This window comes from Ruegeria sp. BA2 (assembly GCF_056539605.1).
This window is the reverse complement of sequence record NZ_JBQFVE010000009.1, coordinates 108075-122461: the sequence shown is the minus strand read 5'-3', so window position 1 is coordinate 122461 and position 14387 is coordinate 108075. Positions and strand designations below refer to the sequence as shown.

The following is a 14387-nucleotide window of genomic DNA, read 5'->3' as shown; positions in this document are numbered from 1 at the left end:
ACTGTCTGTAAAATATGCGATTCCCACGCGAATCGGATCGACTCACGCGCGAAGGTTAACGCACACGCCTGAGATAAACATAGTAAGCCCCGTCGCCGCCATGGCTGACATGTGCAGGTGTTACCTGCAACACCGCCTGCGCCAGTGGCGGGATCGACAACCAGTGTGGCACCTGATTTCGCAACACACCACGCGGCGTCGAGATCGGTCCGGGTTCGTCGCGATCCTTGCCCTTGCCGGTAATGATCAGCACCAGCCGCTTGCCCTGAGCCTGAGCCGTCAGGATAAACCGCACCAAGGCGGGATGCGCCGCGGCCATCCGCATCCCGTGCAGATCCAGCTTGCCTTCGGGCTTCAGCTTGCCACGCTTCATCCGACCAAACGCCTTTGTATCCATCTGCACCGGATTTGCCCGCAGTCCTTCGGTGATCGATGGCTTGAGATTGTTCCGTGCGGGTTTGCTTTGCACAGTCTGACCCAGCTCAAATGCTTCGATCCGCACCTTGGGTGTTTTAGATGGCTTGGGCTTTGGCAAGGTGGTGGGATGCACCGTCTGCGGAAGTTCGGGATGCATCCGCTCAGCCTGTTTGGCGACCTTGCGCCATAGCTCGATCTCTTCTGACGTCAGTTTGCGCCGTGTCATCAGAATTCATCCGGTAACATGGCATAGGCCCGCTGGATTGGCAAAAGAACAACCATACGGCCGGGATCTTTCAATCGACCAGCGGCTTGTCCAGCCTCATCCCCGGTTCCAAAGAATATGTCTGCCCGCTGTGCACCCTTGATCGCCGATCCCGTGTCCTGCGCGATCATCAGCCGCCGCAGAGGCGCCTTACCATCCTTCTCAACCCAGACCGGGGCCCCTAATGGGGTATAGGCCGGATCGGCGGCAATACTGCGCATCGTGGTGACTGATCGATTCATTGCTCCAAGCGGTCCTAGTTCCGGAGCAACCCGGTTCACCTCGCGAAAGAACACGTATGAGGGGTTGTGAAACAACAACTCGGCCCCAGCTTCTGGGTTCTTGCGCACCCAGGCACGGATCATCTGCGCGCTCACTTCATGCGCGCCCAGCGCACCCCGACGGATCAGCTCTGCCCCAATCGACCGGTAGGGGTGCCCGTTCGCGCCACCATAGCCCACCCGCAACGCACTTCCATCCGGCAAACGAATGCGGCCCGAGCCCTGAATTTGCAAAAAGAACAGCTCGACCGGGTCATCGACCCACGCAATCTCTAGCCCACGACCCGTCATTGCGTCACCCGTCAGCAATTCGCGACGGCTAAGCCATTGGCCCGCCTCACGCGCCTCTGGCGGCATCCGGTAAAGGGGATAGCGGTACTTGCCTGACGGGGATTTCGAACCATCCAATTCAGGTTCAAAATACCCGGTGAACAGCGCATCCTTTCCGTCTTCGACCAGAACAGGGCGAAAAAACAGTTCAAAAAATGACCGCGCAGCGCCGGGCTTGTATGTCCGGGCGGCGCTGCACAGCGCTTGCCAGTCCGGGTCTTTCAGATCGCCGCAGGTATTCAGAAAAACCGAAAGGGCTGCCCCGTGATCGTCGGCAGCCCAACCCTCAAGGTCATCGAATGACAGGATGGATCGCGTCGCCTCGGCTCCGGCGGCGCTGGCAGTGGTCATGACAACCCCCAGAAAAAGCGACCGGAGCGTTGCAATCATGCGTCCGTGGCGACAAGCAGCCAGTTTGGATCATCCGAGCCCATGACGCGGGCAAAGGTCCAGCTGTCCTTTTGACGTTTGACGGTGTTCGGATTGCCTTCGATGATATCCCCGCCACGATCGCGCACGACCGAGGTCAGCTCACCGATAAAGCGCATCGTGATCTCGGCCTGATTGCTGTCCTTGTCGAACGACGCGTCTGCCAGGGTGGTTTCGCGCACGCCGATAAACTCGGCCTCGATGGTCAGACCCTTATCTTCGCGATCCGCAACCACCGAGACAAAGCTGTCAAAAACTTCTTCGGACAAGAAGGGCTGGATTTCGTCCAGATTGCCCTTTTCAAACCCCATCACGATCATCTCATAAGCGCCGCGCGCACCTTGTACGAATTCGCTGACAGAAAAGCTGGGCTCGACCCGCTTCATCGCGGCCAAGGTCTGCGCCTGTTCGCTGTCTTCCGCTACATGGTCAGTGATGTCATGATCCGGCCCGCCTTCGATCACTTCGAAATCGCGGCGGGCGCCATTGGTATCTGGCTGCTGCTGCAGGGGTGGTTTCTCAAAACCTTCACGTGTTCCCAGCACGCTTTTCAGCCGCAGGATCAGGAAAATGGCAATTCCGGCCAGCACCAGAAGCTGGATCAGGGGTGAGTTCATTTTGTCCTCATTTCAGAACCCGGGCTTTGTATACGCTGCCCTCTGTCACTATGTAGGTGACAGTCGGGTGCAAGTCCACAGCCCGAGACATGCTAAAGGATACCGCATATGTACCTGTTCCTGGCTTTTTTATTGGTTCCGATCATCGAGATCGCCCTGTTCATACAGGTTGGTGGTCTGATTGGGCTATGGCCAACCCTGGCAATTGTTGTTCTGACGGCAGTTTTGGGCACCGTTCTGGTGCGAACGCAAGGCCGCACGGCGCTGGCCAATCTGCAGCGGTCATTCGCCGAGCTGGACGATCCCACCGAGCCATTGGCCCATGGAGCGATGATCCTGCTGTCGGGTGTTTTACTTCTGACGCCGGGCTTTTTCACCGACGCCATCGGTTTTGCTCTGCTGGTGCCAGGCATTCGGGTTGCTGTATTTCGCTATCTGAAATCCAAGGCAACCATCACTCATTTTCAGATGGGAACAGGTGCGCAGTTCCGCTCAGGCCCCGATCCGTTTGATCAGGATGATGTAATTGATGGTGAGTTCACCGAAGTTCGCCCCCGCCAAAACCCCGGAAAGCCGTCGAAGTGGGTGGAAGGCCCGCACCAGCATTGAGCTATCCGGCCCAACTTGCTAAGCAGTGGCGAATTTCATTTCCGGAGAAGTTTCATGGCTGACGAAAGCCCCGCAGAAAACACCGCCGCACAGGCAGCCCCGCAAATCCAGATGCGTGTTCTGGGACAATTCATTCGCGACATGTCCTTTGAAAATGTCATGGCGCAAAAAGGCGTTTCAGGCGACGTGCAGCCCGAGATTGCTGTTCAGGTCAACCTGGATGCGAAGAAGCGCACGCCTGATCATCAATACGAAGTTTCGATCAAGCTAAAGCTAACCTCGAAAGCCAAGGGACTGGAAGACATTCTGTTCCTGTGCGAGATCGACTATTGTGGACTGTTCCACGTGGAAGGTGTGCCCGAGGATCAGATGCATCCGTTCCTGATGATCGAATGCCCGCGCATGCTGTTCCCGTTCCTGCGCCGTATCGTCAGCGACATCACTCGTGATGGTGGCTATCCGCCGGTTAACCTAGACAACATCGATTTCGTTGCCCTGTATCGCAACGAACTGGCGCGCCGTCAGGCCGCAGCGCAAGAACAAAAGACCGACGCCTGAGGCTTTGACCCGCGGCTGGCTGTGATCAGGCGCGGGCCCACAAGGCGTTATCGCCCAGTTTCTCTACAAATTTCTGATGAGCTTCACGTTCATCCTCGGTGATCCGGGACGGCAGGGTGGTAGATCGTGCCGTTGGGCGCCATTCATCGGCACCACCTGCCGCGTTTGAAGTCGAGGTGGACAGACCAAAGTCTGGCTGGCGACCTCCGATTAGCTCCAGATACACCTCGGCCAGAATTTCAGAGTCGAGCAAAGCGCCGTGCAGTACGCGGTTCGAGTTGTCGATGCCAAACCTGCGGCACAGGGCATCCAGCGAGGCGGGCGAGCCCGGAAACCGTTTGCGAGCAATAGCCAGCGTATCAATCGCCTGATCCATCGGGATCAGCGGGACACCCATCCAGCCCAATTCGGCATTTAGGAATTTCATATCGAACGAAGCGTTGTGGATCACCAGCTTGGCGTCACCAACAAAGTCGCGAAACCCCTGACCTACTTTGGCAAATACCGGCTTATCCTTCAGCGTGACCTCACCTTTTTCCGGCGGGCGCGGTGCCTCCAGCAAGTCGGGGCCGATGCCATGCACGCCAAATGCCTCATCGGGCATCGAGCGTTCGGGGTTGATGTAGACATGATAGGTCTCACCCGTGGCTACGTGGTTCCACAGCTCAACCGCGCCGATTTCAACAATCCGGTCGCCGCTTTCTGGATCAAACCCTGTGGTCTCGGTATCGAGTACGATCTCACGCATCTGCCATCCCCGCCCGTATCTGCCTGACGATATCCTGCACCTGTGCGCGCGCATGGTCCAGAGTATCTGTGATGATCACAAAATCCGACCGTGCACATTTTTCGTCATTCGGCATCTGCTTGGCGCGGATTTGTTCGAACTGCACTTCGGTCATCGTGCCCCGATCCATCACTCGTCGTTTCTGTTCATCCGCCGGAATCGAGACACAGGCAACCGCATCCATCGCGGCATCTCCTCCGATTTCGAACAGCAACGGAATGTCAAAAACCAGAATATCGACTGTGGCATCATCCCGGAATGCCGCGCGGTCTGCTGCCACCAAAGGGTGCACAATTGCCTCGATTCGCTTCAGCGCTGTGGTGTCCGCTGCGATGATCCGCTTCAATGCGTCGCGACTGACGGCACCATCAATTATCGACTCGGGAAAAGCTTCGCCCATTGGTCCAACAGCGGCTCCGCCTTTTGCGTACAGCCGATGCACCGCCGCATCCGCATCCCAAAGCGCACAGCCCTCATCAACGAACATCTGCGCGGTGGTGCTTTTGCCCATCCCGATCGAGCCCGTCAGCCCCAGAGCAAAACTCATGCCAACACAGCCGCGCGCAAATCGTCATTCACCTCGGGACGAATACCGAACCACCGTTCGAATCCCGGAACTGCCTGATGCAGCAGCATTCCAAGGCCATCGACAGTTGTGCATCCGGCTTCTTCCGCTTGTTCCAGCATGCGGGTTTTCAAAGGCGCGTAGACCAGATCGGTCACCACGGTTCCAGGCTGTAACCCATCCAGTGGAACGCGCAATTCCGACTGACCCTGCATTCCCAATGAGGTTGTGTTGACCACCAGTTCCGCGTTTTCGATCACATTTCCAGCTTGCACCCAGTCAACCACGGTGATCCGCTGGCCAAATTCCTCTTTCAGGTGGTCAGCACGGGCGCGTGTTCGATTTGTCAGCAAAATCTCTGGCACACCAGCCTCGGCCAATGCCTGCAAAACAGCGCGCGCGGCACCTCCCGCACCAAAAACCACAGCAGGGCCATCGCCGGGAACCCAATCTGGCGCACCGCTGCGCAGGTTTTGCATGAACCCATAGCCATCCGTGTTATCCGCATGGATCGAGCCATCTTCACGAAACACCAACGTATTCGCGGCCCCAATAACCGAAGCGCGGTCCGACACGTGATCTGCAATGCGCAACGCCGCCTCTTTATGGGGGACGGTGACATTTGCACCCACAAAGCCGGCCTTTGGCAATGTGCGTAACACCTGCTCCAGATCTGCTGGCGCCACATCCATCGGTATATAGTGACCGGTCAGCCCATAGGATTTCAGCCAATGCCCGTGCAAAACGGGGGACTTCGAATGCGCGATCGGGTGCCCTATGACTCCGGCCAGAGGTATTTTGGTCTTGGTCATTGTTCAATCACACCTTTGATCGCTAAGAAATTCAGTAGCTCAAGCAGGGGCATACCCAAGACGTTAAAATAGTCTCCGTCAATGGTGGCGAACAGGCGTACACCTTCTTCTTCCAGCTTATAGGCCCCAACTGCGTGGCAAATGCTATCCCAGTTCCGCGTAACATAGTCCCGCAGATAAGCGTCCGAACTCATCCGCATCCGCAACCGCACCTGCCCGACATGCCGCCAGATCGGTTCACCATTTTGATAGATCACCGCAGCTGAAAGCAGCATGTGTCGCTTGCCCCGCATCATCTTCAGTTGCTTCAGCGCCATCTCAGGCGTTTCGGGCTTAGACAGCAGCTGACCCTCGAAATCCAACACCTGATCACAGCCCAACACCATCGCGCCGGGGGATTTGTCGCTGATCTTGCGCGCTTTCATTTCGGCCAGCGTATCTGCAATATCACGAGGCGAGGCTTGTTCAGCCAGCAATGCGCGTTTTGCAGTATCTTCATCCACGCGCGCTGATTGGGCCGTAAACGGCACACCTGCGTTACGCAGCAGTTGCGCGCGGATTTCTGAACCCGAAGCCAGAATGATGGGGACAGACATGTGGAAAACCCCGTGAGCAATTCGATGACTGATCTGGGGTGTTTTGTATGGTTTTCCGGTTGACACGCAACCCTAAGAGTTTCGTCAAAAACATCTCCGAGTCGCCCGGATAATATCCATCCGGGACAAGGATAACTTCAATCCTTGGGATAACCTGGATGTCCCAATTTACCCTATCATTTATCCACATGGTATGATCGTCCATTTGATAATAATACATTGAAATAATTACATTAATTTCGCCATCAACAGAATCAGAGCAGCCATAGGCAATCTTATCCTTGCTGGGGAAAACGCATGAGTAAAAAAGTAATCCACGGAATCTGACCACCCTACAAAACCATCATCCTTTTTCTTTTCTTATTTTTTTATTAGGGAGGGTCCCGAACAACATTCGGAGCCGGAATGACCGATCTTCTTTTCTCGATCTATCCATGGGTGAAGTCGTTGCACATCATGGCAGTGATCGCATGGATGGCAGGGTTGTTCTATTTGCCCAGACTGTTTGTCTATCACGTGGAAAAAGCCCAGTCAGTGGATGGGGCAGAACAGATTTTCTTTGAAATGGAAGAAAAGCTTCTGCGCGTGATCATGCGCCCAGCGATGATCGTGGCCTGGGTCTGTGGTCTTATCATGGTCTTCACGCCGGGGATTGTCGGCTGGGATTGGTCATGGCCCTGGGTGAAGGGTGCTGCCGTGCTTGGTATGACTTGGTTTCATCACTGGCTGATGGCGCGGCGCAAGGATTTCGCAGAAGGGCGAAATAAGCTCACAGGGCGGCAGTTTCGCATGATGAACGAGGTTCCGACCATTTTGATGGTTTTGATCGTTCTCGCGGTTGTTGTGAAGTTCTGAAGGCCTATTTGACTCCGCTGGCTTGGGCGCATATGTAGGGCATAACACGCCCGTCCGGGCGGCGTATTTTCCGTACTGAAATTCCACTTCAAGCCGCGCTCACAGCGGTGAAGGTATGCATCATGTCCAATGAATCCCTGAATCTGGCCGATCTGAAAGCCAAAAGCCCCAAAGATCTGCTGGCCATGGCCGAAGATCTTGAGATCGAAAACGCCTCGACCATGCGCAAGGGCGAAATGATGTTCCAGATCCTGCGTGAACGCGCGGATGAGGGCTGGACCGTTGGTGGTGACGGGGTGCTTGAGGTTCTGCAGGATGGCTTTGGCTTCTTACGCTCGCCCGAGGCAAACTATCTGCCGGGTCCGGATGACATCTATGTATCGCCCGACATGATCCGCAAGCATTCGCTGCGCACCGGCGACACGGTGGAAGGTGAGATCAAAGCGCCTGACGAGAATGAGCGCTATTTTGCCCTGACCAACGTCACCAAAATCAACTTTGAAGATCCGGACAAGGCCAAGCACAAGATCTTGTTTGACAACCTGACGCCTCTGTACCCCGATGAGCGTCTGAAGATGGAGATCGAAGATCCCACTATCAAGGACAAGTCGGCCCGAGTGATCGATCTGGTCTCGCCGATCGGGAAAGGGCAGCGGTCGCTAATCGTGGCGCCTCCGCGGACCGGTAAGACAGTCATCCTGCAAAACATCGCGCATTCGATCGAACAGAACCATCCTGAGTGTTACCTGATCGTTCTGCTGATCGACGAACGCCCGGAAGAGGTGACGGATATGCAGCGCTCGGTGAAGGGTGAGGTTGTATCCTCGACCTTCGACGAACCAGCTACGCGCCACGTTGCTGTCTCGGAAATGGTGATCGAAAAAGCCAAACGTTTGGTCGAGCACAAACGAGATGTTGTTATCCTGCTCGACTCAATCACAAGACTTGGTAGGGCGTTTAACACCGTGGTCCCGTCCTCGGGTAAAGTTCTGACCGGTGGTGTTGACGCAAATGCGCTGCAACGTCCCAAGCGTTTCTTTGGTGCAGCGCGGAATATCGAAGAGGGTGGTTCGCTGACCATCATCGCCACCGCCCTGATCGATACTGGCAGCCGGATGGACGAAGTGATCTTTGAAGAATTCAAAGGCACCGGTAACTCGGAAATCGTTCTGGATCGTAAGATCGCAGATAAGCGCGTGTTCCCGGCCATCGACATCCTCAAGTCCGGCACCCGGAAAGAGGACCTGTTGGTTGATAAGGGCGATCTGGCCAAGACCTTTGTCCTGCGCCGTATCCTCAACCCAATGGGCACGACCGATGCGATCGAGTTCTTGTTGTCGAAGCTCAAACAGACCAAGACGAACGGCGAGTTCTTCGATTCAATGAACACCTGATCCGGTTCTGGCACTGACGCGGGGGCCATCAATGGATACGATATTCGCCCTGGCCAGCGCCCAGGGCAAAGCAGGCGTTGCGGTGATCAGGTTGTCCGGCCCGCAGGCTCACAAGGCCGCCAATCTGCTGGCCGGAGGAGGCCTGCCGCCGCGTGGGATGACGGTTCGAACGCTTAACGCGTCTGATGGGTCGCGGCTGGACGAAGGTTTGGTTCTGACCTTTAAGGCTCCATCCAGCTTTACCGGTGAAGACGTCGCTGAATTACAGATTCACGGCAGTTTGGCATCGGTCAATGCTGTTCTGGCGAGTCTTTCGGATATGGATGACCTCCGCCTAGCAGAGCCCGGTGAGTTCACGCGTCGTGCGCTGGAAAACGGAAAAATGGATCTGGCGCAGGTCGAAGGTCTTGCCGATCTGATCGATGCGGAAACGGAAGCACAGCGAAAACAGGCGCAGACGATTTTAGCAGGTGCTTTGGGTACATTGGCTGAGCGTTGGCGGAAAGATCTGATACGGGCGGCATCCTTGCTGGAAGCCGTGATTGATTTTGCAGATGAAGAAGTCCCGACAGATGTAACGCCCGAAGTTCGCTCGCTGACCTCAGGGGTCATGGACGAGCTTACACAGGAAGCGAAAGGTGTTCGGATCGCCGAACGGATACGTTCAGGATTTGAGGTTGCAATCGTTGGTCTTCCGAATGCCGGTAAGTCGACCTTGCTGAATGCGCTGGCTGGACGTGAGGCCGCAATTACATCCGAATATGCGGGGACCACGCGAGATGTAATCGAAGTTCGAATGGACTTGTCAGGGCTGCCCGTCACCTTGTTGGATACCGCCGGTTTGCGGGAAACCGAAGACCATGTTGAAAATCTTGGAATTGAGCTCGCCCGTAAACGCGCGGAAGCTGCCGATCTACGGGTGTTTTTGACAGAGACACCAGAGACCTTGGGTGTCCCAATGCAAGCCGATGATATACATGTGCTTCCGAAATCTGATCTTCGGGGTGCGACGTTGAACGGGATCTCGGGGAAAACCGGTCAGGGGATAGATGAACTCATCGACAATATATCGTGTGTACTTAGCGGTCGAGACGCAAGCCATGGTATAGCAACGCGTGAGCGTCATCGTTTTGCGATGATTAAAGCGTCGGACTCTCTTGCCGCCGCTCAAGCGGTTCTGGAATCGGGACCGGATATGTATGATATAGCCGCAGAAGAGCTGAGGACGGCCATTCGATCTCTTGAATCTTTGGTTGGTCGGATTGATGTTGAAAACCTCTTGGATGAAATCTTTGCGAGTTTCTGCCTGGGAAAATAAGGAGTGTTTCACGTGAAACATTCGAGATTTGATGTCGCAGTCATCGGCGCGGGCCACGCGGGCACCGAAGCTGCCCATGCCGCAGCCCGCATGGGCGCAAACACGGCGTTGGTCACTTTGTCCGAACGGGATATAGGAGTCATGTCCTGCAACCCCGCGATTGGAGGCTTGGGGAAAGGGCATCTTGTCCGCGAAATCGATGCGCTGGATGGCGTGATGGGGCGTGTCGCGGACCGTGCTGGAATTCAGTTTCGCCTGTTGAATCGACGAAAAGGCCCAGCGGTACAAGGCCCAAGGGCCCAAGCGGATCGAGCCCTATATCGCGCTGCGATGGCTGAAGAAACTCAGAAGCAAGACAACCTTTCGATCATAACCGGTGAAGTGACCGATTTTCTTATGGATGGTCAACGGGTGGTCGGGATCAGGTTGGCAGACGGCTCTGAGATACCAGCACAGACAGTCATTCTGACATCTGGCACGTTTTTGCGGGGTGTAATTCACATCGGGGACGTATCCAGACCCGGCGGGCGCATGGGCGACCGACCTTCCGTTAGGCTGGCCGAACGCCTTGATGAGTTCAATCTACCCATGGCGAGGCTGAAAACAGGTACACCGCCGCGGTTGGATGGGCGAACTATCAACTGGGACATATTGGAACGGCAGGATGGCGACGAAGAACCAACCTTGTTTTCGTTCATGTCGACAGAACCATCGGCGCCGCAGATTTCATGTGGGATCACACATACCAACGAAAGAACGCATGAGATTATCGAGAGGAATCTCTCGCGATCCGCCATGTATGGAGGGCACATTGATGGTGTTGGCCCGCGATATTGCCCGTCGATAGAGGATAAGATCGTCCGATTCGCGGATAAGCAATCACACCAGATTTTTCTGGAACCAGAGGGTTTGCAAGACCATACGGTTTATCCTAATGGAATCTCTACATCCTTGCCCGAGGATGTTCAGGTTGATTATGTCCAGTCGATATTAGGCCTCGAAAACGCAAAGATTCTGCAGCCTGGATATGCGATTGAGTATGATTACGTTGATCCCCGGGTACTTTCAGCTTCGCTTTCGTTACCTGACGTGCCCGGGCTATATTTAGCTGGTCAGATTAACGGAACCACAGGATATGAGGAGGCCGCCGCACAAGGCCTTGTCGCCGGATTGAATGCTGCGCTCGAAGCAAAGTCCAGATCGCCGATCCACTTCACCCGTTCGGACAGCTACATTGGTGTGATGATTGATGACCTGACAACCCGTGGGGTAGCCGAACCTTATCGTATGTTTACCTCGCGGGCTGAGTTTCGGTTATCCCTTCGTGCCGACAACGCTGATCAAAGATTGACTCCGATTGGTAAAGATCTGGGATGTGTTGGCGAAGAGCGTCGCGTGATGTTTGAAAAAAAGCTGGAGAAACTGTCCGCAATAAAAGAAATACTTACGGCCAACACCTACACGCCCAAAGAAATCAACGCTGCAGGGATCAGCGTCAACCAAGATGGTAATCGACGCGACGGTATGGCCGTGTTGGCTTTTCCAAATGTGTCATTCGAAGATTTGATCTTGCTTGAACCCGAACTTGAGAACACGGATGCAGAGGTTCGCCGCCAAGTCGAGCGTGACGCATTATATGCCAACTATATCGAGCGCCAGAAAAGAGATGTCGAAGCGATGAAGCGCGATGAAGCGCATATAATCCCCCAAGATTTCGATTATTCTCTACTCGATGGATTGTCCTCAGAGATGAAGCAGAAGCTTTCAAAGGCTAAGCCAGCAAATATTGCCCAAGCGGGGCGAGTTGAAGGCGTCACTCCTGCAGCTTTAACTTTAGTACTGGCGAAGCTGCGGCGTGATGTGAAAGCCCGAAAAGCATGATCGAACATAATTCGGTTACCGCAGACTCGCTAAATGTTTCACGTGAAACATTTGAGCGCCTAGCCGACTATGTATCGCTCGTTGAACGCTGGAATCCAAAAATCAATTTGGTGTCACGAAACAGCCTCGCCGATATCTGGGTTCGCCATATCAAAGATTCGATACAAGTGTTCCAGATTGCTGAACCCACAGATCATTGGGTGGATTTAGGAAGTGGAGGGGGCTTTCCGGGCATGGTCTGTGCGATCATGGCAATTGAATCTGCACCGGAAACCCGGTTTACACTGGTTGAAAGCGATCAAAGAAAGTCAGCCTTTCTGCGTAATGTGGCGAGAGAGTGCGGCGCGAACTGTTCTGTGATCTCCAAACGGATCGAGGCGATTGATCCGTTAAATGCGGCCGTTATGTCCGCACGGGCATTGGCCGATCTGACCACTTTATTATCATTCTGTGACAGGCATTTAGGTAAAGATGGCGTGGCTTTGTTGCCAAAAGGCGCGACCTGGGAAAAAGAACTCGAAGACGCCCGCAAGGAATGGAAATTTCAGGTCGAACCGATTAGAAGTTTAACAGAACCTCAAGCTGTTATCCTGAAAATCAAAGGAGTTACTCGTGGTTGATCTGTCTCGTCCTGCCGGACCTCGGATTATCGCGGTTGCCAATCAAAAGGGCGGGGTTGGAAAGACCACGACAGCAATCAATCTGGCAGCCGGACTGGCCGAGGCCGGATGCAAGGTTCTTGTGGTCGATCTTGACCCTCAGGGAAACGCGTCTACAGGCCTTGGGGTAGAAGATCGGGATTGGACAACTTACGACCTTATACTGGATGACGCATCGCTTGAAGCGGTGGTCCAGGAAACCGAAATCAGCAATCTTTTTGTGGTTCCGGCGACTGTAGATCTCAGTTCAGCAGATATTGAGCTGATCTCGAACGAAAAGCGCAGCTATCTGCTGCATGATGCGCTTCGTCAAACTGCGATTGATGCTTTTGATCTGGACTTTGTACTGATCGATTGTCCGCCGTCTTTGAATTTGTTGACGGTAAACGCTATGGTCGCGGCGCATTCCGTACTTGTGCCGCTGCAGAGCGAATTCTTTGCCCTCGAAGGATTGTCACAGCTCATGCTGACCATTCGCGAGGTTCGCCAAACTGCCAATCCAGACCTTCGAATCGAAGGTGTTGTGTTGACCATGTATGACAACCGCAACAATTTGTCCCGTCAGGTTGAAAAGGATGCGCGTGACAATCTGGGTGAGATGGTATTTAAAACCAAGATACCCAGAAATGTGCGGGTCAGTGAAGCGCCCTCATATGCGCTTCCTGTGTTGCAATATGACTCGGGTTCGCTCGGGGCGATGGCCTATCGCCATTTGGCCCGCGAAGTTATGTACAAAAACAACAAGGTCGCCGTCTAAGTGACCGTGAGGAGGGCAATATGAACGCCAGGAAAGGTAAACCCCGAGGGTTGGGTCGCGGATTGTCGGCGCTCATGGCGGATGTTGCGCCGGACGCGGAGGGCCGGATTTCTTCTGAGCTGCGCCGTCCTGATTTAACGGTACCAATTGAGAAACTGCAGGCGAACCCTGATCAGCCCAGACGCCGGTTTGCACAAGAGCAGCTAGAAGAGCTCTCGGCATCAGTCAAAGAGAAAGGTATCATCCAGCCCCTGATCGTTCGTAGTATTGCCGGTGGTCAATATGAAATTGTCGCCGGTGAACGCCGTTGGCGCGCAGCGCAGATGGCACAACTCCATGATATTCCAGTCATAGTCCGAGATTTTGACGATACCGAAGTGCTTGAAGTCGCGATCATCGAGAATATTCAGCGCGCAGATTTGAATGCTGTGGAAGAGGCCGCCGGGTTCAAGCAATTGATGGATCGCTTTGGTCACACGCAGGAGAAACTGGCCGAAGCTTTGGGAAAAAGCCGCAGCCATATTGCCAATCTTCTGCGCCTTTTGTCGTTGCCGATTGATGTGCAAAGCCTTGTTATTGAAGGAAAATTGTCCGCTGGACACGCGCGGGCGCTGATCACAGCGGAAAACCCTTCGGAATTGGCCAAACAAGTGGTTCGAGATGGGCTTTCGGTGCGTGCGACCGAGGCATTGGTGAAGAAGCAGCAAAGTGGTGATGATAGGCCGGCGCCAAAGTCCCGTAACCTGAATGCAGGGAAAGATGCAGATACACGCGCGCTTGAGAAAGACTTGTCTGCAATTTTGGCAATGAAGGTGAGCATCAACCACAAGGCTGGCGCGGAATCGGGACAGGTGGTGTTGTCCTATGAAAACCTAGATCAACTGGATGATCTGTGTGCCAAGCTCAGCCGTTAGGTCTGGTCCAGATAAAGATCATGACGCAGCTTAACACGACGGCCTGAATGATTAGGACGTGTGACGGCGCTGAAAGTAAGAACGACAGACCAAATACGGCGGCGACCGAAAGGGTAGCCGCCTTTTTTGCTGCGGGTCGGATGGCGCCCGAGCTTTGCCAATCGACAATTAGTGGGCCAAATGTACGGTGACTCAGAAGCCAATTGTGCAGCCGAGATGAAGAACGTGCGAAGAAAAACGCGGCGAGTAGAAGAAACGGCACTGTCGGGAGCAAAGGCAGCACCACTCCGATCATGGCGAGCGCAACGCACAACAACCCCAATCCGGCCCAGAGAAATTGCAT

Annotated in this window: 17 protein-coding genes; 9 read left to right on the top strand and 8 right to left on the bottom strand. The window is 54.5% G+C overall.

The annotated features are described in order from the left end of the window. Positions 1-55: 55 nt before the first annotated feature. From ACR0NN_RS17930 to ACR0NN_RS17920, 3 genes are read right to left on the bottom strand one after another with little or no spacing between them, the layout of a single operon-like run. Entirely contained in the window at positions 56-643 is a 588-nt protein-coding gene (locus ACR0NN_RS17930; protein ID WP_170722703.1) for a Smr/MutS family protein, read from the bottom strand. Continuing rightward, positions 643-1683 (bottom strand): murein transglycosylase A, encoded by a 1041-nt coding sequence (mltA, locus tag ACR0NN_RS17925; RefSeq protein ID WP_170722705.1) that lies wholly within the window; start codon positions 1681-1683, stop codon positions 643-645. Before mltA ends, ACR0NN_RS17930 begins: the two co-directional genes overlap by 1 nt. Next, a complete protein-coding gene (locus tag ACR0NN_RS17920; protein WP_170684697.1) occupies positions 1680-2339 on the bottom strand; it encodes a Tim44/TimA family putative adaptor protein in 660 nt (219 codons plus the stop codon). The genes mltA and ACR0NN_RS17920 overlap by 4 nt, the downstream gene beginning before the upstream one ends. 108 nt (positions 2340-2447) lie before the next feature. On the opposite strand from ACR0NN_RS17920, the gene ACR0NN_RS17915 reads away from it, so the two are divergent. Continuing rightward, complete coding sequence (locus ACR0NN_RS17915; protein WP_170722707.1) at positions 2448-2948, top strand: FxsA family protein; 501 nt, start codon at positions 2448-2450, stop codon at positions 2946-2948. A 54-nt stretch (positions 2949-3002) separates the two neighbouring features. Then, positions 3003-3506: a protein-export chaperone SecB gene (gene secB, locus ACR0NN_RS17910; protein WP_170722710.1), complete on the top strand. Its 504-nt coding sequence runs from the start codon at positions 3003-3005 to the stop codon at positions 3504-3506. 25 nt (positions 3507-3531) lie between these two features. On the opposite strand, the gene dnaQ is transcribed toward secB, so the two are convergent. The 4 genes from dnaQ to ACR0NN_RS17890 are packed head-to-tail and all read right to left on the bottom strand — an operon-like array spanning position 3532 to position 6266. Then, on the bottom strand, positions 3532-4254 hold the full coding sequence (gene dnaQ, locus ACR0NN_RS17905) for a DNA polymerase III subunit epsilon (protein ID WP_170722712.1): 723 nt from the start codon (positions 4252-4254) through the stop codon (positions 3532-3534). Further along, complete coding sequence (gene coaE, locus ACR0NN_RS17900) at positions 4247-4840, bottom strand: dephospho-CoA kinase (RefSeq protein ID WP_170722714.1); 594 nt, start codon at positions 4838-4840, stop codon at positions 4247-4249. Before coaE ends, dnaQ begins: the two co-directional genes overlap by 8 nt. After that, positions 4837-5670 (bottom strand): shikimate dehydrogenase, encoded by an 834-nt coding sequence (locus ACR0NN_RS17895; RefSeq protein WP_170722717.1) that lies wholly within the window; start codon positions 5668-5670, stop codon positions 4837-4839. Before ACR0NN_RS17895 ends, coaE begins: the two co-directional genes overlap by 4 nt. Further along, on the bottom strand, positions 5667-6266 hold the full coding sequence (locus ACR0NN_RS17890) for a nucleoside triphosphate pyrophosphatase (protein WP_170722720.1): 600 nt from the start codon (positions 6264-6266) through the stop codon (positions 5667-5669). Before ACR0NN_RS17890 ends, ACR0NN_RS17895 begins: the two co-directional genes overlap by 4 nt. Positions 6267-6671: 405 nt before the next feature. On the opposite strand from ACR0NN_RS17890, the gene ACR0NN_RS17885 reads away from it, so the two are divergent. The 7 genes from ACR0NN_RS17885 to ACR0NN_RS17855 all read left to right on the top strand — a co-directional run bounded on the left by ACR0NN_RS17885 (position 6672) and on the right by ACR0NN_RS17855 (position 14044). After that, the gene (locus ACR0NN_RS17885) at positions 6672-7121 is read left to right on the top strand and encodes a CopD family protein (RefSeq protein WP_170684710.1); all 450 of its coding nucleotides are present in this window, start codon (positions 6672-6674) and stop codon (positions 7119-7121) included. A 122-nt stretch (positions 7122-7243) separates the two neighbouring features. Next, positions 7244-8515: a transcription termination factor Rho gene (gene rho, locus ACR0NN_RS17880; protein WP_170684712.1), complete on the top strand. Its 1272-nt coding sequence runs from the start codon at positions 7244-7246 to the stop codon at positions 8513-8515. Positions 8516-8546: 31 nt separating this feature from the next. Next, a complete protein-coding gene (gene mnmE / locus ACR0NN_RS17875; protein ID WP_170722722.1) occupies positions 8547-9833 on the top strand; it encodes a tRNA uridine-5-carboxymethylaminomethyl(34) synthesis GTPase MnmE in 1287 nt (428 codons plus the stop codon). 12 nt (positions 9834-9845) lie between these two features. Then, on the top strand, positions 9846-11714 hold the full coding sequence (mnmG, locus tag ACR0NN_RS17870) for a tRNA uridine-5-carboxymethylaminomethyl(34) synthesis enzyme MnmG (protein WP_170722725.1): 1869 nt from the start codon (positions 9846-9848) through the stop codon (positions 11712-11714). Continuing rightward, positions 11711-12334 (top strand): 16S rRNA (guanine(527)-N(7))-methyltransferase RsmG, encoded by a 624-nt coding sequence (gene rsmG, locus ACR0NN_RS17865; protein WP_170722730.1) that lies wholly within the window; start codon positions 11711-11713, stop codon positions 12332-12334. The genes mnmG and rsmG overlap by 4 nt, the downstream gene beginning before the upstream one ends. Then, positions 12327-13130, top strand: coding sequence for an AAA family ATPase (locus ACR0NN_RS17860; RefSeq protein WP_170684720.1), 804 nt, complete (start codon positions 12327-12329; stop codon positions 13128-13130). Before rsmG ends, ACR0NN_RS17860 begins: the two co-directional genes overlap by 8 nt. Positions 13131-13150: 20 nt before the next feature. After that, positions 13151-14044 carry a ParB/RepB/Spo0J family partition protein gene (locus tag ACR0NN_RS17855; RefSeq protein ID WP_170722732.1) on the top strand — a complete coding sequence of 298 codons (894 nt, stop codon included), beginning with the start codon at positions 13151-13153 and terminating at the stop codon, positions 14042-14044. Here the strand turns inward: ACR0NN_RS17855 and ACR0NN_RS17850 are convergent. Further along, on the bottom strand, positions 14034-14387 hold the full coding sequence (locus ACR0NN_RS17850; RefSeq protein WP_170684724.1) for a YbaN family protein: 354 nt from the start codon (positions 14385-14387) through the stop codon (positions 14034-14036). The two genes, ACR0NN_RS17855 and ACR0NN_RS17850, sit on opposite strands and share 11 nt — an antisense overlap.

What these genes read in the sequence shown, in the direction of transcription:
- rho (WP_170684712.1), top strand. Translation starts at nt 7,244, where the DNA reads ATGTCCAATGAATCCCTGAATCTGGCCGATCTGAAAGCCAAAAGCCCC.
- ACR0NN_RS17895 (WP_170722717.1), bottom strand. Translation starts at nt 5,670, where the DNA reads ATGACCAAGACCAAAATACCTCTGGCCGGAGTCATAGGGCACCCGATC.
- mnmE (WP_170722722.1), top strand. Translation starts at nt 8,547, where the DNA reads ATGGATACGATATTCGCCCTGGCCAGCGCCCAGGGCAAAGCAGGCGTT.
- ACR0NN_RS17920 (WP_170684697.1), bottom strand. Translation starts at nt 2,339, where the DNA reads ATGAACTCACCCCTGATCCAGCTTCTGGTGCTGGCCGGAATTGCCATT.
- ACR0NN_RS17890 (WP_170722720.1), bottom strand. Translation starts at nt 6,266, where the DNA reads ATGTCTGTCCCCATCATTCTGGCTTCGGGTTCAGAAATCCGCGCGCAA.
- ACR0NN_RS17850 (WP_170684724.1), bottom strand. Translation starts at nt 14,387, where the DNA reads ATGCAATTTCTCTGGGCCGGATTGGGGTTGTTGTGCGTTGCGCTCGCC.
- ACR0NN_RS17855 (WP_170722732.1), top strand. Translation starts at nt 13,151, where the DNA reads ATGAACGCCAGGAAAGGTAAACCCCGAGGGTTGGGTCGCGGATTGTCG.
- mltA (WP_170722705.1), bottom strand. Translation starts at nt 1,683, where the DNA reads ATGATTGCAACGCTCCGGTCGCTTTTTCTGGGGGTTGTCATGACCACT.
- coaE (WP_170722714.1), bottom strand. Translation starts at nt 4,840, where the DNA reads ATGAGTTTTGCTCTGGGGCTGACGGGCTCGATCGGGATGGGCAAAAGC.
- ACR0NN_RS17885 (WP_170684710.1), top strand. Translation starts at nt 6,672, where the DNA reads ATGACCGATCTTCTTTTCTCGATCTATCCATGGGTGAAGTCGTTGCAC.
- secB (WP_170722710.1), top strand. Translation starts at nt 3,003, where the DNA reads ATGGCTGACGAAAGCCCCGCAGAAAACACCGCCGCACAGGCAGCCCCG.
- dnaQ (WP_170722712.1), bottom strand. Translation starts at nt 4,254, where the DNA reads ATGCGTGAGATCGTACTCGATACCGAGACCACAGGGTTTGATCCAGAA.
- ACR0NN_RS17930 (WP_170722703.1), bottom strand. Translation starts at nt 643, where the DNA reads ATGACACGGCGCAAACTGACGTCAGAAGAGATCGAGCTATGGCGCAAG.
- ACR0NN_RS17915 (WP_170722707.1), top strand. Translation starts at nt 2,448, where the DNA reads ATGTACCTGTTCCTGGCTTTTTTATTGGTTCCGATCATCGAGATCGCC.
- rsmG (WP_170722730.1), top strand. Translation starts at nt 11,711, where the DNA reads ATGATCGAACATAATTCGGTTACCGCAGACTCGCTAAATGTTTCACGT.